The following is a 23,490-nucleotide window of genomic DNA, read 5'->3' as shown; positions in this document are numbered from 1 at the left end:
ATAGTTACATCATAAACATACGTCAAGTACAGTGCATTTTCCTCTTTCATAATGTAAAAAAAGCGATAGAAATTCTACCGCTTTATTTTTTCACATTGCTATTCGTAAATTTAGATACCGAGGCCATCGTCTCTCCCGTATCTAAATATGTAATTTGAATTGGATCTCCTACTTCTGTAAACATAGCATATGGGAATTTCTTCACCGGTATCATAAATACCTTTTGTTCATTCTCTAAAAGTACGTACACGATTGTATTTTCACCTGATTTTTCTTTATATACACGTTGTACAATACCTTCTTTTTGCGCTTCTTTTCCTGTTGAGGTTGGTCTAAATGTATCACCATTACCGCTCATTACGTTTTTATAATTCTCAAGCGCTTCTTTCTGCGAAGAACCTGTCGCAAATATTTTTGCATTAGCAGCATATACAACTGTATGCGCACGTACTAGGCCTCCGTCATCAACAACCGGAATAATCCAAGCTGGTTTACCGTATACGTTATAAATGACAGGCATTGTCCCATGCCATTTCTCTCTCTTAAAGGAATTATCTACTACTTCTGTAGCTGCTGAACCATCCATAATCCCCTTTACTTCTTTTCCATTATAGTAATATAGCTTGCCTGTGCGTGCATCTACTAATGAATAGCCTAGAGCTGAATCTACTCCTTCTTTTGGAGAAGTAAAGTCTGTAAAATAATACAGTGTTCCATCTTTACCAAAGATCGGGGTCACGCCTTCTTTCGTTCCCCACTCAGTCGGAATTTTCATATCTGTTTGCGAGAATTTCGTATTCCAAAATCCGTGAATATATTTGCCAAAGTACGTATTTAACGTAGATGCAGTCTCATGATTTAATACACCATCAACAAATTTAGGTGCCTTTCCTTTATCATATCTTTTCACTTCACCTGTTTGTGCATCTACTACGACAACACCTTCTACCTCAAATCCAGATCTTCCTGAAATAAATTCACCATACGTCATTGTATAATATGGTTTTCCTTTATCATCAACCTCAAATTTAGGTTTTCCTTTAAAGATTAAATTTGGTTCTGCTTGCCTTACCACACGCTCTAAATTATTACCAAAAAACATGCTTGGCACATATTTCATTTTATAACCGAGGTGCAGTTTCGCTTCCGCATCAGGATTCGTACCTGACATCGTTACGTACCCTGGAATTGTCTCAGCTTTACGCGCTTTAAAAAATCCTGAAACTTCAATCGGCGCTACATATAAAGCCTCGCCGTTTACCATTTGTGGCGTTAATTCTCCTAGCTCAAAATAAGCTACTTTTGGAATATCACCAAATACTTTTTTCATCTTATTCTCCGCTGTCTTTGGCGGCACTGTAAACGGCTGGTCATTTTCAGTAAATGGCTCTGAAATATCTTTCTCTACCTTAACAACAGAATCATATTTCTTTTGCGAGATTACTATATCGTGCAAATAACCAAAGTAGCCGTAACTTGCGAGTAAAATAAACATTAGAAGTCCTTTTAATGTACCTTCTAATTTCCCTATTTGATCTTGTGAAAATAAAACAAGCCCAATTAAAATTGCTACTGCAACAGAATAATGAGTAAGAATCGAATCTACTCGATCATCAATTAGCCAAAAGTATTCATAGATTGCAATACCTATCCAAAATAAAACAGGAATAACTAAAATAGATGATTTCTTACCCTTTACAACCTTCTTATCTCCCTTCTTATCCACTGCTCGAAGCTTACTACTACTTCTTGTCCATGGAATCAAAAACAAAGTAAGAATAGCTAAAACTACAAATTTCATCAAAGGCACTGTCCCCTTTTCTTTTGTATTCCCTTTTAGTATAACAAATAAAGGGTATTAAGGTGAAAATAGGAATAGTTATATTTTTTTACTACTTAATACAATCCCGCTCACTACATATAGAATAGATGCAATATAAAAAATTGTACCAATGGTAAAGAAATCTACTAAATATCCCGTGGCAATAACCGCTACTGCTCCGCCAATGGATGTCCACACATGGTATTTTCCAATCTCATAACCAGCCTTTTCCTGCGCAACCTTTCGTGCTAACGAAGTCTTCTCAGTATTACGCTGCACAGCACCTAAAACGCCCATTACAATTTGAAGAATATACACATGCCAAACTTCCGTGGCAATTGGAAAGCAAAGCATTAAAATTGCCATGGACCAAGCGTATATGATTAATAATTTTTTATCACCTACTTGATCAGATACCTTTCCCACTAGTGGATATACAAGTGCTGATGTTAAAGCAAATAAGCCATACGCCCAGCCAAATTGCGAGAAGCTATTTCCAACGTTTCGAAGCAATAATATATAAAAAGGAAATACCATACTTCCTGCCATCATGATGATACTTTGCGAAGCCACAAATCTTCTATATGTCATTTCGTATACTCCCTATAAAATAAATTCACAAATCTCTCTTCTGAATCTACTTCCTTCTTTTTCTTGAGAAATTCTTCAATGCGAGGATATGCCCTCTTTAACTGCTCTTTCGTTGGATAAGAATAATACGGCAAATAGTAACTACCATTATGCTTTAAAGTAACATCAATCATCTTTCGAATGACATCCTCTGTTTTCTTTATCTCACTCTCTGAGCGTCCCTGGTTAATCAAAAGAACCAGCGCAAACATATCATCTTTCGCATAGGACAAAACTGCATTTTCATTCTTTTCCACGTAACGAATCGTAATGTTGAGTAAATTAAACTCATCTTCATTTAATACGTTACGTAAATCATCTATATACTCTGTGAAAGCATCTATAGGCACAAAGTATTCTTGTAACACTTCGGTCCTATTTGGATTTTCATATTCCATAAAAGCACTATCTGATCTCATAACATTATTACGCGTCTCATACTTTCCATCTGTACGTTCAAAATAACCTCTTTGTATATCCCAAAATGTATTCTTTCCCCAATCACTATAACGTGATAACCCAAGTAAAAATTTCGGTGCAGCTATAATATTTTCTTCCTTTAATTCACTGTACTCTTCTCTCATATTTTGATTTTGTGCCAAAGTATAATCTGTCACATACATCTCTTTTAAAAATGAATTTGGAGCAACAGAAATACGCGCTAAGTGCATACGAACATTCTCATCTCTTTTCACTTTCTCTTTGAAATAAGATGCGTATTCTTTATAATCTATCATTCTCGTGTGCATTTCATATAATTCATCATCTGTTAACTTCAGCGTCACATCTAAAATAACTCCAAATAAACCGTAACCCCCAATGACATATGGAAATAACTCTGCATTTTCTTCTCTACTTACATTACGTACCGTGCCATCTGCCATTAACAATCTAAATGAATCTACTGTATCAATCAGTGCCTCATGACGAATATCACGCCCGTGTACATTTACACTTAATGAACCGCCAACAGTAAAAATATTTTGAGACTGCATGACCTGTACCGCAAGGCCATAAGGATTTATTTTCTTCTGAATATCATTCCAGGTGACACCACTTTGAACTGTAATCCGCTTCTTCTCTGGATCAAATTCTAATATTTTATTATATCCTTTCATATCGAGCATCGTGCCATTCGGATAATATGTCTGTCCTCCTTGGCTATGTTGCATGCCTGCGATGGAAATTTTCTCTCCTGAAACTTTTGCATCTCGCACTAATTTTATTAACGAGTGCTCTTCCGTAGCGCTTTCAACACGTTTTATTTTTGTCGGAAGCAATTTACCTACATCACTCATAATAGGATGATCAATTTGTTTTTTATACGTATGTACAGACGTTGCAAGCAAAACCGTATATGCGACAATGACCACTGCTATCTTTCTTTTTTTCAAAGGACACTCTCCTTATTAGCAACAAAAAGAGATACCCTTTCTTTCAGGTACCTCTCTTGACAGTGATTACTTTGCTGCTGGCAATTGTATTGGATCAAATTTATCATACGATGTAAACTTTGCATCCGTAATAATGTGCGCTTTATCCTCACCATTGCTACTCATAACCATATCTATCTTTGCTGATTCATATTTAAAATCTTTTGTAATAATATATTCCCCATCTATTTCTTCTATCTTTGCATTTTGGCCTTGTAGCATTTTTTTCTGCTTTTCATCCATACTAGCTAGCATACTCTCTGTCTCTTGCCCTTTTAATGCAAACTTCAGCTTATAATTATCTCCACTTTTCTCCATCTTCACTTTATTTAAAATTTCCGATGGAATCTCTAAATTATCTACCATTCCTTGAGTCGCGTTCATTCCGTTAGCATTTAATTGTTCCTCTGGTACAGACATAACTTCACCTGTATTAGGATTTTTCAACTGACCAGCAATTTTGCCACCCACATCATAAACAACAACCTCTGTACCAGAAACATTCATTTCAGAACGAGAATTTTTTTTCTTCGGCTCTAGTTGCATTTTAGCCTTTATTACATTCATCTCTGTTCCTTCAGCCTTTATTCCCACATCATATGTCATCGTTACATTTTCTTCGTTTTTAAAAGCTTCATTCGCTTTATTGAAAACATCCTTCGCTGTTAATTCCTTTTCTTTCTGCACAGCTTCTTTTTTCGGTTCATCAGTCTTTTTTGTTTTCTCATTACTACACCCTACTCCTAGACCGACTGCAAGTACTAAACTTGAAATTAAAATAAGTTTTTTCATAACGTCCCCTCCTTCCCCAAAATAATATCATCTCTTTTCCTATTAAATCTATATAATTCGTAATATTTATCTTTAAATTTATTTCCTATATAACAACATGTTTGAGAAAAAGTTTAAATATGATGTAAATAATAACAACTCATTTCAGGAGGTCATTATGAAAGCGATTATTTGTACAAAGTACGGACCACCTAATGTTCTCCAGCTTCAAAATGTAGAAAAGCCTAAACCTAAAAAAAATGAAGTATTAGTTAAAATTCACGCAACAAGTGTATCGACTGGAGATTGTAGAATACGTGGCTTTAATAGCCCCCTCTTATTTTGGATTCCTATGCGGATCATATTAGGTTTCAGAAAACCGAGAAAACCTATACTTGGCGTAGAGTTATCCGGTGAAATCGAAGACATTGGAACAGATGTAACACAATTTAAAAAAGGAGATCAAGTTTTTGCATTAACAGAACTAAACCTTGGTGGTTATGCGGAATACACATGCGTGCATGAAAGTGGATTAATAGCATTAAAACCTACCAATATGACATATGAAGAAGCTGCTGTTATTCCTTTTGGCGGAACTTCAGCATTGCACTTCCTTAAAAAAGGACAGATAAAAAAAGGGCAAAGAGTACTTATATACGGCGCCTCTGGGTCAGTAGGGACAGCTGCCATACAACTTGCTAAATACTTCGGGGCGACTGTCACAGCCATTTGTAGTAGTTCGAATTTCGAATTAGTAACAGCTTTAGGGGCAGACAACGTAATTGATTATATGAAAGAAGATTTTACTAAGCAGGGCGAGCACTACGATATTATATTTGATGCAGTTGGAAAATATAAAAAGTCTCTTTGTACAGATGCATTAATGCCTAATGGAAAATATGTATCTGTGAACGGAATGATGGCAAAGGTCAGTAAAGAAGATATGAACCTACTAAAACAACTAGCTGAAACAGAAAAGCTAAAACCTGTTATTGATAGAACTTACCGATTAGAAGAAATTGCTGAAGCTCATATATATGTAGAAAAAGGACATAAAAAGGGGAATGTTTCGATTATCTTAAAATAAAATATATTCTGAAAATATCATTGACAATTCTTTTTGTACGATTTACTATTAGTACCATATTCAAAACTACATACACATACTCTTATCAAGAGTGGCGGAGGGACTGGCCCGATGATGCCCGGCAACCGAGCTTATGACGTATAAGCTAAGGTGCTAATTCCTGCAAAACGAGTTTTCGTTTTGGAAGATAAGAGAGGAATCTATTTCGTCTATTCGGCACCTCTCTTATTTTTGGGAGGTGCTTTTTATTTTGGAACGTATATGAAGGGGGATTTATAGATGAAAAAGGTATTATTAAGCATTGTAAGCGGAGCAGTATTATTATTAGGCGCATGTAGCGTGAGTTCAGATAAAGAGGTAAAAGCATTAGACGAGAAAAAGATTACTGTCGGTGTAACAGGTGGACCACATGAACAAATTTTTGAAAAGGTAAAAGAAGTTGCAGCAAAAGATGATCTCGAAATTGATATAAAAGTATTTAATGATTATGTAGCGCCAAACGTATCATTAGATGAAAAAAGCCTTGATGTAAATAGTTACCAAACGAAATCGTATTTAGATGTATTTAAAGCTGAACGCAATATGAAATTAGCTGAAGTATTTTCAACAGTAACATTCCCTATGGGCGTATATTCTAAAGATATAAAAGATGTAAAAGACTTAAAAGAGGGCGATGCAATTGCTGTACCAAATGACCCAACAAATGAACTTCGAGCTTTAAAATTATTTGAAAAAGCAGGGGTTTTAAAAGTTGATCCAAAGGCTACAGAAAAAGCGACTGCAAAAGATGTAATTGAAAATCCAAAAAAATTAAAGATTGTCGAATTAGAGGCATCTCAATTACCAACACAACTAAGTGAAGTGAAAGCAGCTGCAATTAACACAAACTTTGCATTAGGTGCAAAATTAAGTCCAGCGAAAGATTCTATCTTCCGCGAAGGAAAAGATTCACCATATGTGAACTGGGTCGTTGTTCGTACTGAAAATAAAGATGATGCCGTTGTAAACAAATTAAAGAAAGCTTATCAATCTAAAGAAGTAAAAGAGTTTATCGAGAAAAAATTTGATGGTTCAGTTTTACCATCTTGGTAGGAGCTGACGATAATGATTGAATTAAAAAACATATCCAAAGTATTTACAACAAAAAAAGGGAATGTTGAGGCTCTTAAGTCTACTTCCCTTAAAGTAGAAAAAGGCGAGGTATTTGGAATCATTGGGTATAGTGGCGCTGGTAAAAGTACATTGATTCGATGTGTAAATTTATTAGAAAAACCAACGACAGGAAATATCATTGTAAACGAACAAGACTTAACAACGTTATCGACAAAAGAACTAGCAAAATCGAGACAAAAAATCGGAATGATCTTCCAAGGATTCAATTTACTTAAAACTGTTACCGTTTATGAAAATATCGCATTACCGTTACGGCTTGCTGGCATTCCAAAAGCAGAAATTGAAAAAAGAGTAGAAAAGTATTTACGCATTGTCGATCTTTTTAATAGAAAAGATGCGTATCCAAGCGAACTTTCTGGTGGTCAAAAACAGCGTGTTGCAATTGCTCGTGCGCTATCACATGAACCTGAAGTGTTATTAAGTGATGAAGCAACGAGCGCATTAGATCCCGAAACAACCGATTCTATCCTTGATTTGTTATTAAAGATTAACGAAGAAATCGGAATTACGATTTTACTCATTACACATGAAATGAATGTCATCCAGCGTATATGTGACCGCGTTGCTGTTATGGAACACGGATCTGTAGTCGAAAGTGGGACTGTAAAAGATATTTTCACAAACCCACAACATGTAACCACGAAGAAATTTGTAAATAGCGCATTTGCAGCGAAAATTCCAAAAGAGGTACAGCAAGAACTACAAAGTACTGGAGAAATTGTAACACTTTCATTTATTGGCACTACTTCAGGGGAACCTGCCTTAGCCGTTGCCACAAAACGTTTCCAAGTGTATCCGAATATTTTATCCGGTAATATTACGCAGTTAAAACATGAAGCATATGGGAAACTAGTCGTTCATATGCAAGGGGAACAAAATGAAATCCACCGTGCTTTATCATTTTTACAAGAGCAAGGAATCATCGTAGAAGGAGGTAGAACAGATTATGGGAAACAAGTCCTTTTTGGATGAATGGGGTAAAGTCATATGGGAAGCCACAATCCAAACCTTTCAAATGACATCTATCTCATTACTCATCTCGATCCTTATTGCATTACCACTTGGCGTCACACTTGTTTTAACGAGACCTGGTGGGCAGCGTGAAAATAAAATCATCTATCCTATTCTTAATACAATTATTAATATCATTCGCTCTCTTCCATTTATCATTCTATTATTCTTTATTTTACCTTTTACAAAGTTTCTAATGGGAACGTCCATTGGCGTGCAAGGTGTTATCGTACCGCTTGTCGTCTTCACAGCCCCTTATATCGCACGTTTAATGGAGACAGCTTTACTAGAAGTCGATCGCGGTGTCATTGAAGCCTACCAAGCGATGGGAGTCTCTACTATAAAAATCATTTGGCACGTCATGGTGAAAGAAGCTCGTCCCTCCCTTGTACTCGGATTAACAATCGCAACGATCGGCTTAATCGGCGCAACAGCAATGGCTGGCCTTGTAGGTGCTGGCGGGCTAGGGGATTTAGCATACCGCTTCGGACATTTACGCTACGAGCCTGAAGTAATGTATGCAACCGTCTTTATTTTAATTATCCTCGTTCAAGGATTACAGTCTTTAGGGAATGGTGTTGCACGAAGATTGAAGAAAGATTAAAAAAGAAGGCATCTCACCCTGGTGAGATGCCTTCTTTTTTATCTTTTAAATCCACCTTCTGAATGAATAACTTGCCCAGTAATCCACTCGGCCTCTTCACTTACTAAAAATTTAATGAGTCTAGCTGCATCCCTTGGCTCACCAATTCTGCCAAAAGGAAACATCGGCTTTAACCCTTGTTTTATCTCTTCAGTCATCCATCCTGTATCGGTTGGTCCTGGATTAATTGCATTCACTGTTATTCCTAAATGAGCTACCTCTGCTGACAACGTACTAGTAAGAGCATCAATAGCTCCCTTCGTTGTCGCATAAGCTAGTTCTCCTGCCATAGGACCTTGAAATTGCCCCGAAGTAATATTAACAATTCTACCACCAGATTTCTTATCAAATCCCCGGGAAAATTGACTACTTAACAGCGTAGTCGCACGAACATTTACCATATAATGCTTATCTAATTCTTCAACAGTCAACGTAGAGAAATCATTATTCGTAGAATATGCTGCATTATTAATTAATATATGAGGGTACCCTAATTGTTCAGTAACTTTATTTATAAGCTCTTTTGGTGCATCATTCTGAGTTAAATCTAACTCCATACTTGATACTTTAACACGGTTTTTTAGTAACTCTTCTTTTAATTGTATTTGTTCATTTTTATCAACGCCCCAAGGCATCTCTTTATCGTAAGCTGTCCAATACGTAAAAAATATATCGTATCCTGATTCAGCTAATTCTTTACAAATCGCTGCTCCTATACCATCTAGACGACTTACACCTGTCACAACTGCTACTTTATTTTTTAATTGATTCATTATATACTCCTCCAATTTTAAAGGACGCATATTTTATATAAGAGATATAAAATTCCCTACACATTATCCTTACATAAGGGATGTACAAGCCAAATACGCAGTCCTGGAATGATTTATAGATAGCTAAATAAACTCTCACTTATGAGAGAAAAATTTATGTATCTAGTTTCTAAACATTACAGGCTCATCCACATATTGAGTCCTCGTCCCCTTTCCATATATCTCCAAACTTTATTTTAACATTAAATATTTAATGCTTCAAAAAAAAGAAATAATCGCTCCTATTTATAAAGTATCATGTACTATAAACCGTAGTTAATAACGAATTTGAATTTAAGTGTATACATTTACTATTACCTATTCGTTGTATAAGTGTAGGGAGGAAAAATGATGGGAAAAGAAAATATATTAACCTCCTATCTTATCAATTTAGGAGAGGAAGTGTTCAAACTATTATTAGCGAAAGGGGCTATAAAAGAAGATGCAGAAGACATCATCCAAAATACCTTCTATAAAGTATACACATTGCTAGATAGCTTAACCGAGGATAACATACGTCCATGGTTTTTCAGAGTCGCATTAAATGAATACATTGACTTAAAGAGAAAAAAAGAGCAACAGAACATCTATTTAACTGAAGAGATTTATTCAAAATTACAATATACAGACCGAGAATTAGACGCTGTTTTAAATAAAGATGAGATTTTCTATTTATTAAAAGATATAAAACCAGAACATAAAGAAGCCTTCTTTTTAAAATACTATTACAACTTTTCATATGAAGAAATCGCTCTAATACTAGATATTCAAGTGAACAGCGTAAAACAAAAATTACATCGTGCACGTAAAACAATTCATTCTACAGTAGGAGGAAAACCTTAATGGATACTTCTTTAAAAGATGCATTAAAAAAAGCTAAAAGAAAACAGTTACTTAAAATCATCATTACCTCAATTATCGTTGTAATCATGCTTATACCTATAATTTATAAAGTTGGCAATTACTTTGCGGCGAAAAGTTCGACAAAGCTTCACGAAAGTCTCTTTTTACATAATGCAATTGCCGAACCTAATGTGCAAATCGATTCTCAAGTTACAAGTAATTCAACTATGTTTGGCGGCAATATTATATCAAATCGATCTAAAAATATTAATGGTTATGTAGTCCCATGGAACACTTTAACAAGTTCCTATGGTTGGCTCCGTATCAACATTGATACCAATGAATTAACACCCGGATTTTATTGGTCCGATACAGAGTTCTATGAGTATGATAAACAAACAAAGAAAAAATTTGCAACATTTTATAATCCCGCTATTAAGGAATATTTTGATGGTGTCCAAAATGAATTAGGGGAAGTTTCACAAATGAATAACTATGTTGCCGAAGTTGCTATTTCTTTCAACCAGCCCTACACACTACAAGAAATTAAAGAGAAGATTCCAGACAACTTAAACATTGTATGGTTATACATGACCTCACCAATTAGAGATGAAAGCAAAGGGCCTGCTGGTATGCCCGTTTATGGATTTAATCCAGACAAGTCACCTGGAGAAGCCTATAAAGAGTTCGTTGATTCACTTAACCAATACGATGACGATGGTCATAATAAAGATATCCAGAAGTTTTTAAAATCAAACAAGGACAAACCATTTGATCAAGTGAAAATTTTAGGGGTTATGCTAACTGGGAGAACGGAAAACTTTAAGGCGTTAGAAAACCAAGACTTTATTCGCGGTGCTTCTGTAGGGGTGACTGCACAAGTTGTTCCTTATATAAAACCAGAGAAATAATGATGAAAAGACAAGATAAACTAATAATAGCTAGTTAAAAGAACGTACATGAATCTGTTTACTATGGGAGCTACATATTTTAGTGGAGAGCTCCCTTCATATATTGTTCACCCTCCAAACAATACATTTCCAAATACTTTATGTACAAATGAAAAATCATAATTTTTGTTCACACTTTATCCATTGTGAATCTTTTCACATTGGATATATAATAAACGTGTAAATACAATATTGGAGGGATTTCAATGGTTATCAATTTTTTAAGAACTGATAAACGTGCTACTTTCATATTATTACTTTTACGACTTTACATAGGATATACATGGTTCGCTGCTGGGATAGGCAAAGTCTTCGGACAATCTTTTGACGCAAGTGGCTTTCTAAAGGGCGCTATTGCTCAAGCATCAGGGGACCACCCTGCAGTACAAAGTTGGTGGGCAGATTTCCTTCAACATTTTGTCCTTCCAAACGCAGACCTATTTAGCTTTTTAGTTCAATGGGGAGAAATTTTAGTAGGTCTAGGTTTGATTTTAGGCGGATTAACAAAAACAGCTGCATTTTTCGGAATCATAATGAATCTTTCATTTTTATTAAGCGGAACTGTTAGTGTAAACCCAAACCTGCTTATTTTGACTATGTTCATTTTAGTTGCAGGGCAGAACGCTGGACGTATTGGATTAGATGGCTATGTTTTCCCTAAACTTTTCCGTAAAAACAACCACAGAACATATAAATTAAGTAAAACTGCGTAGTAACAATTTACTTTTAAAATATAAATAAGAAAAAGAGCCTGAATATAGGCTCTTTTTCTTATTTATCCTAATTTAAACTTTTAATGAACCACGAAAACCTCTGGCAGCATAGTAAGAGTCTGCTCCATTGTGGTACACGAAAACATGTCCAAAGCGATAATCGCAAAATAGAGCACCACCAAGCTCTCTAATATCTGAAGGTGTTTGTACCCAACTCGATGATTTCATATCAAAATCTCCAAGTTGTTGTAACTCTCGATATTGTTCTTCCGTTAATAACTCAATACCCATAGCGGCCGCCACATCAATGGCGTTATTTTCTGGTTTATGCTTTTTTCTTGATTCTAACGCTTCAAGATCATAACAAAGACTTCTGCGGCCTTTAGGACTCTCCTTTGAACAATCATAGAAAGTATATTCGTCCTTTTCTTCATCATAACCAATAACATCCGGCTCACCACCAGTTACTTCCATTTCGTTAAGTGACCACAATTTTTCATTATTAGTAGTCAGCTTCACTTCAACTTTAGCCCATTCAAGACCTTCATGGCGGTTCATGTTTTTCTCAAAACGAGCTTGCAATACTTTCAATAACTCTTCACGTTTTTCTACTAGTAAGTCATTTTTATTTCCTGTCATATTAGTCCTCCCTGATGTATGTACTGATAGTAGTTTAAGTATATATTTTATAATAAATCATCTCAATATGAAGACCGTTTCAATCATATGTCTTGTACAAACATCTATTACAAAGTCCTAAAACCCTCCATACTCTCTTCAAGCATATAGTGTGAAAACCACATCAAGTTCTGCTTCATAATAGCCACATGAACTCCTGGTTGGTCAGAACTATATGCCATTCCTTTAAATATAATTAATTCTGTATCAACTTCCATATCCATTAATCCTTGATATAGATCATATGCATTTGTAATCGGAATTCTTGCATCCTTTTCCCCATGTTGAATTAAGGTAGGCGTACAAGCTGATTTAATATACGTCATAGGTGATGTCTTCGTATATATATCTGGATCATTCCATGGAGTATTTCCTAAATACATTCTAATAAAGTAAGGTATATCTGTATTTACATAATGGGTACTCCAGTTAGTTATTCCACCGCCAACTGAAATAGCTTTAAACCTGCTACTAAATGTAGAACAAAAAGCTGATACATATCCACCGTTGCTCCATCCCATAACTCCTACTCTATCTTTATCTACTATCCCTTGATCAACTAGTTTATCAACTCCTGATATAACATCGTCGTAGTCAGCAATCCCCTGTTTTCTATAGTTAGCTTTTAAAAATTCATTACCATAACCTGAACTTCCTCTGTAATTTGGCTCTAAAACGATAAAGCCTTTTTCAACAAACTGTTCAATCGGATATTTCTCATTGAAGCAGTCTGAAAATATCGGAAAAGATGCCCAAGCCGGACCACCGTGAATTACTACTAATAAAGGATATTTTTTATTAGTGTCAAACTCTACTGGCGTTGATAAAACACCTTCTATTTCAAGACCATCACTACTTTTCCATGAGATGATTTCCCTGTTACTTTTAAGTTTCCCTTTGAAAAAGCTATTTTCATCCGTTATTTTTTTATCGTCTAAATAGATTTCAAAGGTTTCATTTGTTATAGCCTTATTATAGGTTATATGATTTCCATCCTTTGTTATAGAGGCATCCATTATAAAGCCATCTATCTTGTCGCTTAATGCTCCCACAGTGCCATCTTCAGCTAGTAATCCAATACGATAATTCGTTTTATCCTGCCATCTAATTAAAATTCCTTTAGCTGTCCACTGTAATGGCATAACTGTACTATCAAAGTTTGTTAGAGGCTGAATTACCTCTCCAGTATTCATATCATATATCTCTAACGTACTATCTTGTATATGGTTTCTATAGTAATCCTTCTCTCTTATGCTTGCTGTGTAACATATTTTACTGCCGTCAGGAGAAAAGCAAACACTCCCTCCCAACAACTTATCCACATTCAGCTTTTGTAGCTCTCCAGCTTTAATATGGAGTATGTATAGATCTCCATTTATATAATCTGCCATATTTGAGCTTGGTGCCGCCATAAATACAACCTTTTTACCATCATTTGAAATATCAAATTCATGGATATGAAAATCCTTACCATCCGTTAATTGATAAACAACTCTGTTCTCGTGTTCATCTGTATCACTTTGTATCACCTTTTCTATTTCAATGTAATATAAACAATCATTCTGGTGTTCCTTACCTATATGTTGAAAATCTCCATATAGCTCCTTACGTTTCTTTATCTCTTCACATTCTTTTGACTGCGTAACATAATAAAGCCCCTTGCCAGTAGGACCCCATTTGAATGTACTGACTCCTTCTTTCTCATCAGTAATTTGAACCTCTCTATAATCATCTAGTGACTTAACAAATATCTGATTTTCCCCGTCACCAACTGGACTAAGATATGCGATACACCTAGCATCTGGAGACCATAATGGGTGTGTACTATCTATATCACCATTTGATAATGGGTAACTCTGCTTCTTATCTTTTTCATATATCCATACATGATTCCTATATGTATTGTCTTTCCAATCAGCCGTCTTCTTAACAAATGCTACGTTTTTACCATCATCACTTATGTTTGTACTTGATACGGTTGGTAATGAAATAATCTCTTCTATACTTAAATATGTTTTTGCTTTCACTTTCATATAATAAGCCCCCTTGTAATGTCCATGAATCTACCGTCTCTTCTTGTCGTAATAAAGGAAATTGTTCACGGATACTTAAAATAGTAACGGAAAATTCAGATAAATAAAAGTGAATCCGATAAAGTAAAACTTTAATCTATAGGGCTCTTTCCGCTTATCAATTTTAGATGTTCTTTTTCGACACAAAAATACCCCTTTAGATAAAATATCTAAAGGGGTGCAAATTTGTAAATTTATTTTAAAGCTATAACTATATTTATTAACCTACCAATCTCCTACTCAACAGTAACAGACTTAGCTAAGTTACGTGGCTTATCAACGTCACACTCGCGGTGAAGTGCTGCGTAGTATGAGATAAGTTGTAATGGAATAACTGCTACTAGCGGTGCTAGCGCTTCGTGTACAGCTGGTAATACGAAGCTGTCACCTTCCATTTCTAAGCCTTTCATTGAGATGATACATGGGTTAGCCCCGCGTGCTACTACTTCTTTCACGTTACCACGAATTCCAAGGTTTACGTGCTCTTGTGTAGCAAGTGCGATAACTGGTGTACCATTTTCAATTAAAGCGATTGTACCGTGTTTTAACTCTCCTCCAGCGAATCCTTCTGCTTGGATGTAAGAGATTTCTTTTAGTTTTAACGCACCTTCTAATCCTACGTAGAAGTCTACGCTACGGCCGATGAAGAAACAGTTACGCGTTGTTGCTAAAAATTGTTTTGCTAATGCGTCCATTTCTTCTTTTTGATCACAAAGTTCTATCATTGCATTTGCTACAAGTCCTAGTTCGTGTGTTAAATCGAAATCAAGAACTTCACCTTTTGCTTTAGCAATATCAGCCGCTAAAATTGAAAGTACTGCAAGCTGTGCTGTGTAAGCTTTCGTTGATGCAACTGCAATTTCTGGTCCAGCGTATAACGGAAGTGTATAATCAGCTTCACGAGAAAGCGTAGAACCAGGCACGTTTGTAATTGTTAATGCTTTATGCCCCATTTCATTTGTTTGTACAAGTACTGCACGGCTATCAGCTGTTTCACCACTTTGTGAAATGTAAATGAAGAATGGTCTTTCTGTTAATAATGGCATGTTGTAAGAGAATTCACTTGCCACGTGTACTTCAACTGGCATTTTTGCAAACTTCTCGATAAATTGTTTTCCAACAAGACCTGCATGATAACTCGTTCCACATGCAATGATGTAAATGCGATCGCTATCTAAAATCGCATTGCGGATGTCTTGATTTAATTCAATTTCGCCATTTTCATCTTGATACTTTTGAATTATATTACGGATTACAAGTGGTTGCTCATCGATTTCTTTAAGCATGAAATGAGGATATGTTCCCTTTTCAATATCACTTGCGTCTAATTCCGCTGTAAACGGTGCACGTTCAATCGTTTCACCTTGTAAGTTTTTAATTGTAATACTTTCTTTCGTTACGATTACGATTTCTTTATCCATTAACTCAATGAATTGATCTGTAACTTGTAACATCGCCATAGCGTCGCTTGCCACAACATTAAAGTTGTCACCAACACCTACTAATAGCGGGCTTTTGTTTTTAGCAACATAAATCATGTTTGGATTTTCAGCATCAAGTAATCCGATTGCATAAGAGCCATGTAAAAGAGATAGCGTATTACGGAACGCTTCTTCTACACTTAATCCTGTGCTCACTTGTTGTTCCATAAGCTGTACGATAACCTCTGTATCTGTTTCACTTACGAACGTTACATCTTGTAAATATTCCTTTTTCACTAATTCATAGTTTTCAATTACACCGTTATGAACTAATGTAAAGCGTTTTGATGTACTTTGATGCGGATGCGCGTTTACTTTACTTGGAACACCGTGTGTAGCCCAGCGTGTGTGTCCGATACCTACGCTTGCTGCTACGTTCTCATCTACGATTTCACGAAGTTTTGCGATACGGCCTTTTTCTTTGTATACAACAACACCGTTCTCTGCTTGTACTGCAATACCTGCTGAATCATATCCACGATATTCTAGCTTTTCTAAACCTTTTAATAAAATTTCCTTTGCATCTTGCTCTCCAATAAATCCTACGATTCCACACATGTTTAGTCGCCGTTACAAATGCTTACACTGCTCTGCGAACATGTAACGACATAGTCCGATACCATTTTTATTTATACTAAAAAACGGATTACATATTGCTAGCCCTGTAAGCTTGTAACGGCTTTCACCTTCCTCTCGATTGGGTTTAAGTCCGTATATACTTATACAGCTAGTTTTCATCCGTTCCTCTTCTCTCATCACACTTTCACCTTTGTCCACTAAGTCACCTTAATGATTTAAGTAAAAGCTTGCGGTTGTGATGAACAACCGGGAGTCATCCGCCGAAATCTCGATAAACCCCACCTCGTCAACTACACTATTTGTAGTTCTGGCGCTTTTATAATTTACAATATTTCCTTTGAGAAAAAGAACAAGACCATCTTATAACAAACATGGATAAACCGTCAATGAAATTTTTTTCATCGTCTATAAAACATATGAAAAAGGAGCACTTTTTGTGCTCCTTTTTCATATAAATTCAGCTAATTATTCAGCGCCAACTTCGGCTTTCACAACTTCTACAATGCGATGTACATATGCATCACAAACTTCTTGTGTTGGTGCTTCTGCCATTACACGAATAAGTGGCTCTGTTCCAGATGGGCGAACAAGAATACGTCCATCACCGTTCATTTCTTCCTCTACAACACGAATAATTTCTTTAATTTTTTCATTTTCTAATGCTAATTTTTTATCTGTTACACGAACGTTTACTAGCAATTGTGGGAATTTCGTCATTTCCCCTGCAAGCTCAGATAATGGCTTTTTCGTCATTTTCATGATGTTTACAAGTTGAAGTGCACTTAACATTCCATCACCAGTTGTAATGTAATCAAGTAAGATAATATGGCCTGATTGTTCTCCACCTAGGTTGTAACCTCCGCGCTTCATTTCTTCCATTACGTAGCGGTCACCAACTGCTGTTTTATCACTTGTAATATTATTTGCTTCAAGTGCTTTGTAGAAACCTAAGTTACTCATAACAGTTGAAACAACTGTATTATGTTTTAATTGACCAGTTTCTTTCATGTACTTCGCACAAATGAACATAATTTGATCACCGTCAACGATGTTTCCTTTTTCGTCTACAGCAATTAAACGGTCGCCATCGCCATCAAAAGCAAGTCCGATATCCGCACCTTTTTCTTTTACCAATTCAGCTAAGCCTTCTGGATGTGTAGATCCTACACCCTCATTAATATTCATACCATTTGGAGAAGTTCCCATCGTTGAAATATCAGCTTCTAGGTCTGCAAATAAGTATGGAGCAAGAGAAGAAGTTGCACCATGTGCACAATCTAAAGCGATATGTAGGCCAGAGAAATCTTCTTCAACAGTTTGTTTAATGTACTGTAAATATTTTTGTCCACCTTCAAAGTAATCACTCACTTGTCCAAGATTAGTACCTGTCGGACGTGGTAGTTCATCAACTTCTTTGTCTAATAAAGCTTCAATCTCAGCTTCTTGCTCATCTGTTAATTTAAAGCCGTCTGAACCAAAGAATTTAATACCGTTATCTTGTACTGGATTATGAGATGCAGAAATCATAACACCCGCTTGTGCGTCTAGTGCTTTTGTTAAATAAGCAACGCCCGGTGTAGAAATAACGCCAAGGCGCATTACTTCTGCTCCAGTTGATAATAGCCCTGCTACTAAAGCTCCTTCTAACATATGGCCAGATACACGTGTATCACGACCAATAATTACTTTTGGACGATCTGTATCTTTTGTTAATACATAACCACCAAAACGTCCAATTTTGAAAGCTAATTCAGGTGTTAACTCCTTATTTGCAACTCCGCGTACTCCATCTGTACCAAAATATTTACCCATTATGATTCGCTCCTTTTTCTTGCTCTTTTTGATTGTGATTATCTACTGTTGGTTCTTGACTCGTTTCTTTATCTTTATCTTGATTTTGATTTTGGTTTTGATTCTTTTCCTGTTCTTTTTCTGAATCAGGTTCAGGATTTTTTGGTTTCTCATTTTGATTTTCTTGATCGGTGTTTGAATCCGGTTGTTGACCGTTACCCTGTACTTCTTTATCTGGTTTTTCTTTCTTCACAATAGTAACTTTAGCACTTTTTTGTTTTGGCTCTATTGAAATATTACCAGGACCACTCACTTGAATTGAAATATCTTTCGTTCCTGGAGATACATTTTGCAGATTAATTACCGCTGTTATTTGAGCAGCTGTTATTTTATCTACTATACTTGCTTCTCCTGAAATATCAACACTTATCTTTCCATCTTGCGGCGAAAGTAGCTGAGCAGTAACATCTTTAGAAAGTCCATTTTTCTGGATTGGGATACCATCAATCGTTTTTGTTTTCGTTTGTTTTGTTTTTTGCACTCCCACCGAAACCTTCACTTGATTCGGTTTGGCACTTGTTACACCCTTGGGTAATAAAACAGAGGCATCGAATGTTGTAGACTCTGTCAATTGACTAAGATCTACTTCGACCCCCTCTAGCGATTGTATATTATCCAAAATATCTTTTGGACCAGCTATCGTTACTTCTCTCGGTTCAACACTGATATTTGTAACCGCCAATCCTTCTGCTAAACTCCCCTTCTTCGTATACGTTACAGGAACAGTTTTTTCAGTATTATTGGCTGTATTTTGCGTTGCCACATTCAACGTTACACTAATCTTAGATGGACTTGTTCTTACATTTAAACGTTTTCCTTCTTTATTGTATAATGTAACTTCGGGCGTTTTTGTAACAGTTTTATTAACACCTTTTAAATCAACATACGCTTTGGCAGATGAAATGCTTTCAATTTCTTCTTTCGTCCCAACTACCTCAACAGTATCCGGTTTAAGGCTTGATTTTTCTAGAGTAGCCCCCGCTGGCATCTGATCCTCATTTGATAATTTCAGATCTACATGAACATATTTTCTCGCCTTTTCATGAAGAGTAACTTTAATTGTTGATGGCTGAACTGTTCCTTTCACATCATCTGGAAGCCCGTTCGTTTTTAAAGAAATCTCATAAGTTCCTTTTGGACTATCTCGCAAATCAACCGGTATGTCAAATTGTTTTTTTGCTTTTGCTGTAGCAACTGATGCTTTTGGGCCTTCTAATTTTACTTTAACGCCCTCTGCCGGAATACCACTTACAATATATTTCTCCTCATCATACTTAAGATTAATAGCATAATTAGTTAATGTTTCTTTCGTATCATTTGCAAAAGGTAATATACCTGATGTCGTATTTTTTTCAGTTAACGTCGCTGACATAAAAAGCATACACGCCAATAGTAATGAGATCCCTTTTAAAAACCAATGATTCTCCATTAACTTATCCATGACGCTTTCTCCTCCAATTCCATAAAGACGAAGAAGTCGTTTTTTCGTTTCCACTAAATTCAGCTAATAACATATCCTTCAGCTGTTCTGTCTTCAAATCACGATGCAACTTACCATTTTTCGTTAAAGAAATTTGACCAGTTTCTTCAGACACAACTACTGTAATACTATCAGTAACTTCACTAACTCCCATTGCAGCACGATGTCTAGTTCCTAATTCTTTAGAAATAAACGGACTTTCTGATAATGGAAGATAGCATGCTGCTGCTTTAATTGTACTTCCTTGCATAATTACCGCTCCGTCATGAAGAGGTGTATTTGGAATAAAAATATTAATAAGTAATTCCGATGATACGTTTGCATTCAGCGGAATACCCGTTTCCACATAATCACCCATACCGGTCTCTTTTGACAAAGTAATTAATGCACCAATTCTACGTTTCCCCATATATTCGGTTGCTTTTGCTATCGCTGTTGCAACCATTTCAGGTTCATCATCCTCATGCGTTCCAACACGCGAAAATAAACTTCCGCGCCCTAGCTGCTCAAGTGCTCTTCGCAATTCTGGCTGAAAGATAATAATAACGGCTAAAAATCCCCACGTTAATACTTGTTCAGTTAGCCAAGATAGCGTACGCAATTCAAGGAAAATACTGATCATCTTAACGACGATAATAACTGTAATCCCTTTTAAAAGTTGAACAGCTTTTGTCCCTCGGATTATAAGAATTAGCTTATATATAATAAACCATACAATGGCAATATCTAATGCCGTACTAAGATATTTCAAAATGGTCGTATCTTCAAAAGGCATGCTATCCCTTCCTCCTACTTACGAGCAATTCTATCCATATATTGAAATATTGTTTTATGCTCTATCTGTATGTATTTCCAACAACTAGTTAATTATACCATACATGAAACAAACGACAATTACAAACAACCCCCTTTAGCTCAAATTGGTAAGATGTCAAACATTTTTATTGTACAGTATAATATAAATCATTATTATACGCCTATTTTCAAATAAAAAAAGCAACTTCTCAGTTGCTTTTCTTACATTTATTTTAGTTTTTCACCGAATAAAGAACCCATTAAAGCAACTGCTGTTGTTGCCGTTCTATTTCTCTCATCTAAAATCGTATTTACCTCAACAAATTCAGCAGATGTGATAATATCAGCTTCTGCTAACATTTCCATCGCCAAATGACTTTCACGATAAGATAGACCGCCAATTACAGGCGTTCCAACACCTGGTGCATCATGAGGATCAAGACCGTCTAAATCTAATGATAAGTGTACACCATCAGTATGAGATAAATATGCGATTGTTTCTTCCATAACAGCCGTCATCCCCATACGATCAATTTCATGCATTGAGAACACTTTAATACCTTCATTGCGAATGAAATCTTTTTCTCCTTCATCCAATGCACGCGCACCGATAATTACGACATTCTCTTTTTTCACCTTTGGATATGCTCCGTATAAATCTACAAGTGAAGAATGTCCATAACCTAAACTTGCTGCAAGTGACATACCATGAATATTTCCAGATGGTGAAGTTTCCTCTGTATTTAAATCACCGTGTGCATCATACCAAATAACGCCTAAGTTTTTATAATGTTTTGCTACACCAGCTAATGTACCGATAGCAATACTATGGTCACCACCTAATACAAGTGGAAAACGACCTTCTTCTATAATATGATCCACCTTACTTGCTAATTCATTACATACAGTTGCAACTTGTGTAAGGTTTCTTAATTTTGTATTTTCATCTATCTCTTTTTCTCTCTCTATACATATATCTCCCATATCTTTAACGTCATATCCAATTTCTTCAATTCTTTCAATTACCCCTGCATAACGGATCGCGCTCGGTCCCATATCAACTCCACGACGCATCTGTCCTAAATCCATTGGAACTCCAATAACTGAGATTTCTTTTTTCATAGATAGTATCCCCCTTTTATGCCTTCACTAAATATTTTAAATCTTTTATATAGTCTGACTCAACTCGACATTTTTCTGTATGGATATACAATTTATTCACTTATATTCATACTGAAAACCAAATTTCAAGACTATTCTATGTATAAAGTTAACTTAATGAAACAATCGCAATCACTATTATTAAATAATAATAATAAAACACTCCTACATTTAGAAGTGTTTTTCTGATGCTATTTTCCATACTATTGCAATATTTTTTGTTGTCATTTCAATATTTTCTTCTGCTACTTTATATGCTTCTTCTAGTGTCATCGGTCTCGTTGTAATACTAAATACCGCATCTATTCCTTTCTCGTACACAGCTGAATAATCAGATGATACAGACCCTCCAATAGCAATTACAGGCACAGAAAAACGTTTTGCACGCCCCGCAACACCCACAGGAGCCTTTCCATATGCAGTTTGTTTATCTATTCTACCTTCACCAGTTATAATGAGATTTGCATCTTCTATATGTTTATCGAAATTTGTATAATCTAATACAATTTCAATGCCCCTCCGCAAGTCTCCCTTTAACACTGAAATAACAGCCGCTCCCATTCCTCCCGCTGCCCCTGCACCAGGTATTTCAGATACATCAAAAGATACATATCGTTTAAGCATATTCGCATAATGTTGTAAATTCTCATCTAGCTCTTTCATCATCTCTACATTTGCACCCTTTTGTCTCCCAAATATGAAAGATGCTCCCTGCATTCCGACTAATGGATTATCCACATCACATGCCGCTTCTATCTTTACCCCCTTTAAGCGGGGGTCCATTTGTGAAAAATCAATAGCAACAATCGAATGTAATGTGCCTCCAGATGGATCTATTACTTCACCCTTGTCATTTATAAATCTTACTCCTAAAGCTGCTAACATACCTGCCCCACCATCATTTGTAGCACTTCCTCCAAGTCCTAAAATTATGTACTCCACTCCTTGATCTAGCGCATGTAATATAAGTTCTCCTGTTCCTTTTGTCGTTGTAATAAGTGGGTTGCGCTTTTCAACTGGAACGTGCTGTAATCCTGATGCTGCTGCCATTTCAATAAACGCTGTCTTTTTATCTTTAGAAATGCCATAAAAAGCTTGTATACCTTCTCTAAGCGGTCCTGTCACACTAATTGATATAATTCTCCCCCCTGTAGCATCAACAAGTGATTCAACCGTCCCTTCTCCTCCATCTCCAATTGGTATTTTCACATACTCTGCATTAGGAAAAATTGCTCTAAAACCTCTTTCAATAGCTCCACATACTTCTATAGCTTTTAGGCTTTCTTTATATGAATCAGATGCAATAACAACTTTCACAATTATCTCCCCATCCCTTATTTTTACGTTTTCTTCATTTTAAACGACAAGTATAAAAGTTGTCTTTTTAAACACAAAAAAAGCTTACATCATATGATGTAAGCTTTTTTATTTAGATGGAGCCTAGCGGGATCGAACCGCTGACCTCCTGCGTGCAAGGCAGGCGCTCTCCCAGCTGAGCTAAGGCC

The 23,490-nt window shown here is 36.0% G+C and carries 21 protein-coding genes, 1 tRNA gene and 1 riboswitch; of the genes, 7 read left to right on the top strand and 15 right to left on the bottom strand.

Annotated features, from left to right (window positions below; all coding sequences use genetic code 11):
* Nucleotides 1–82: 82 nt before the first annotated feature.
* From QO049_RS21050 to QO049_RS21035, 4 genes are all read right to left on the bottom strand, one after another.
* Nucleotides 83–1,801: a DUF3981 domain-containing protein gene (locus QO049_RS21050; protein WP_000674048.1), complete on the bottom strand. Its 1,719-nt coding sequence runs from the start codon at nucleotides 1,799–1,801 to the stop codon at nucleotides 83–85.
* 78 nt (nucleotides 1,802–1,879) lie between these two features.
* Complete coding sequence (locus QO049_RS21045) at nucleotides 1,880–2,413, bottom strand: MFS transporter (RefSeq protein ID WP_000222367.1); 534 nt, start codon at nucleotides 2,411–2,413, stop codon at nucleotides 1,880–1,882.
* Nucleotides 2,410–3,846 (bottom strand): FAD-binding oxidoreductase, encoded by a 1,437-nt coding sequence (locus QO049_RS21040; RefSeq protein ID WP_000746287.1) that lies wholly within the window; start codon nucleotides 3,844–3,846, stop codon nucleotides 2,410–2,412. Before QO049_RS21040 ends, QO049_RS21045 begins: the two co-directional genes overlap by 4 nt.
* A 66-nt stretch (nucleotides 3,847–3,912) precedes the next feature.
* Nucleotides 3,913–4,677: a DUF6612 family protein gene (locus QO049_RS21035; RefSeq protein ID WP_000733614.1), complete on the bottom strand. Its 765-nt coding sequence runs from the start codon at nucleotides 4,675–4,677 to the stop codon at nucleotides 3,913–3,915.
* A gap of 157 nt (nucleotides 4,678–4,834) precedes the next feature.
* Between QO049_RS21035 and QO049_RS21030 the strand changes: the two genes are divergently transcribed.
* The 4 genes from QO049_RS21030 to QO049_RS21015 all read left to right on the top strand — a co-directional run bounded on the left by QO049_RS21030 (nucleotide 4,835) and on the right by QO049_RS21015 (nucleotide 8,531).
* Nucleotides 4,835–5,743, top strand: a complete 909-nt coding sequence (locus tag QO049_RS21030; protein WP_246961742.1) for an NAD(P)-dependent alcohol dehydrogenase — start codon at nucleotides 4,835–4,837, stop codon at nucleotides 5,741–5,743.
* Nucleotides 5,744–5,822: 79 nt separating this feature from the next.
* Nucleotides 5,823–5,937: riboswitch (SAM riboswitch) on the top strand.
* Between the two features lie 85 nt (nucleotides 5,938–6,022).
* The gene (locus QO049_RS21025) at nucleotides 6,023–6,835 is read left to right on the top strand and encodes a MetQ/NlpA family ABC transporter substrate-binding protein (RefSeq protein WP_246961740.1); all 813 of its coding nucleotides are present in this window, start codon (nucleotides 6,023–6,025) and stop codon (nucleotides 6,833–6,835) included.
* 12 nt (nucleotides 6,836–6,847) lie between these two features.
* The gene (locus QO049_RS21020; protein ID WP_246961738.1) at nucleotides 6,848–7,888 is read left to right on the top strand and encodes a methionine ABC transporter ATP-binding protein; all 1,041 of its coding nucleotides are present in this window, start codon (nucleotides 6,848–6,850) and stop codon (nucleotides 7,886–7,888) included.
* Nucleotides 7,863–8,531: a methionine ABC transporter permease gene (locus QO049_RS21015; RefSeq protein WP_000527151.1), complete on the top strand. Its 669-nt coding sequence runs from the start codon at nucleotides 7,863–7,865 to the stop codon at nucleotides 8,529–8,531. Before QO049_RS21020 ends, QO049_RS21015 begins: the two co-directional genes overlap by 26 nt.
* A 38-nt stretch (nucleotides 8,532–8,569) precedes the next feature.
* Here QO049_RS21015 and QO049_RS21010 read toward each other — a convergent pair whose 3' ends face one another.
* Entirely contained in the window at nucleotides 8,570–9,373 is an 804-nt protein-coding gene (locus tag QO049_RS21010) for an SDR family oxidoreductase (protein WP_246961736.1), read from the bottom strand.
* Nucleotides 9,374–9,733: 360 nt separating this feature from the next.
* Between QO049_RS21010 and QO049_RS21005 the strand changes: the two genes are divergently transcribed.
* The 3 genes from QO049_RS21005 (at nucleotide 9,734) to QO049_RS20995 (ending at nucleotide 11,888) form a co-directional block, all read left to right on the top strand.
* The gene (locus QO049_RS21005) at nucleotides 9,734–10,225 is read left to right on the top strand and encodes an RNA polymerase sigma factor (RefSeq protein WP_284489437.1); all 492 of its coding nucleotides are present in this window, start codon (nucleotides 9,734–9,736) and stop codon (nucleotides 10,223–10,225) included.
* Nucleotides 10,225–11,136, top strand: a complete 912-nt coding sequence (locus QO049_RS21000; protein WP_246961734.1) for a sigma factor regulator N-terminal domain-containing protein — start codon at nucleotides 10,225–10,227, stop codon at nucleotides 11,134–11,136. The genes QO049_RS21005 and QO049_RS21000 overlap by 1 nt, the downstream gene beginning before the upstream one ends.
* Nucleotides 11,137–11,381: 245 nt before the next feature.
* Nucleotides 11,382–11,888, top strand: coding sequence for a DoxX family membrane protein (locus QO049_RS20995; protein WP_000236359.1), 507 nt, complete (start codon nucleotides 11,382–11,384; stop codon nucleotides 11,886–11,888).
* Nucleotides 11,889–11,960: 72 nt separating this feature from the next.
* Here QO049_RS20995 and QO049_RS20990 read toward each other — a convergent pair whose 3' ends face one another.
* The 10 genes from QO049_RS20990 to QO049_RS20945 form a co-directional block, all read right to left on the bottom strand.
* Complete coding sequence (locus QO049_RS20990; RefSeq protein ID WP_246961733.1) at nucleotides 11,961–12,527, bottom strand: DUF4256 domain-containing protein; 567 nt, start codon at nucleotides 12,525–12,527, stop codon at nucleotides 11,961–11,963.
* Between the two features lie 107 nt (nucleotides 12,528–12,634).
* Nucleotides 12,635–14,599: a S9 family peptidase gene (locus QO049_RS20985; RefSeq protein WP_246961731.1), complete on the bottom strand. Its 1,965-nt coding sequence runs from the start codon at nucleotides 14,597–14,599 to the stop codon at nucleotides 12,635–12,637.
* Between the two features lie 275 nt (nucleotides 14,600–14,874).
* Nucleotides 14,875–16,677, bottom strand: coding sequence for a glutamine--fructose-6-phosphate transaminase (isomerizing) (gene glmS, locus QO049_RS20980; RefSeq protein ID WP_000334163.1), 1,803 nt, complete (start codon nucleotides 16,675–16,677; stop codon nucleotides 14,875–14,877).
* A 12-nt stretch (nucleotides 16,678–16,689) separates the two neighbouring features.
* Nucleotides 16,690–16,875 (bottom strand): hypothetical protein, encoded by a 186-nt coding sequence (locus QO049_RS20975; RefSeq protein ID WP_001206405.1) that lies wholly within the window; start codon nucleotides 16,873–16,875, stop codon nucleotides 16,690–16,692.
* 288 nt (nucleotides 16,876–17,163) lie between these two features.
* Complete coding sequence (glmM, locus tag QO049_RS20970) at nucleotides 17,164–18,510, bottom strand: phosphoglucosamine mutase (RefSeq protein ID WP_000521476.1); 1,347 nt, start codon at nucleotides 18,508–18,510, stop codon at nucleotides 17,164–17,166.
* Nucleotides 18,503–19,990 (bottom strand): CdaR family protein, encoded by a 1,488-nt coding sequence (locus tag QO049_RS20965; RefSeq protein WP_000359598.1) that lies wholly within the window; start codon nucleotides 19,988–19,990, stop codon nucleotides 18,503–18,505. Before QO049_RS20965 ends, glmM begins: the two co-directional genes overlap by 8 nt.
* Nucleotides 19,983–20,804, bottom strand: a complete 822-nt coding sequence (cdaA, locus tag QO049_RS20960; RefSeq protein ID WP_001115697.1) for a diadenylate cyclase CdaA — start codon at nucleotides 20,802–20,804, stop codon at nucleotides 19,983–19,985. Before cdaA ends, QO049_RS20965 begins: the two co-directional genes overlap by 8 nt.
* A gap of 248 nt (nucleotides 20,805–21,052) precedes the next feature.
* The gene (gene rocF / locus QO049_RS20955) at nucleotides 21,053–21,946 is read right to left on the bottom strand and encodes an arginase (protein ID WP_000711563.1); all 894 of its coding nucleotides are present in this window, start codon (nucleotides 21,944–21,946) and stop codon (nucleotides 21,053–21,055) included.
* A gap of 210 nt (nucleotides 21,947–22,156) precedes the next feature.
* Nucleotides 22,157–23,302 (bottom strand): glycerate kinase, encoded by a 1,146-nt coding sequence (locus QO049_RS20950; RefSeq protein WP_000869581.1) that lies wholly within the window; start codon nucleotides 23,300–23,302, stop codon nucleotides 22,157–22,159.
* A gap of 117 nt (nucleotides 23,303–23,419) precedes the next feature.
* A tRNA-Ala gene (locus QO049_RS20945) sits at nucleotides 23,420–23,490 on the bottom strand.

It is taken from the genome of Bacillus sp. RB3, assembly GCF_030164735.1.
GTDB lineage: Bacteria > Bacillota > Bacilli > Bacillales > Bacillaceae_G > Bacillus_A > Bacillus_A cereus.
This window is presented reverse-complemented; position numbering and strand designations above follow the sequence as displayed.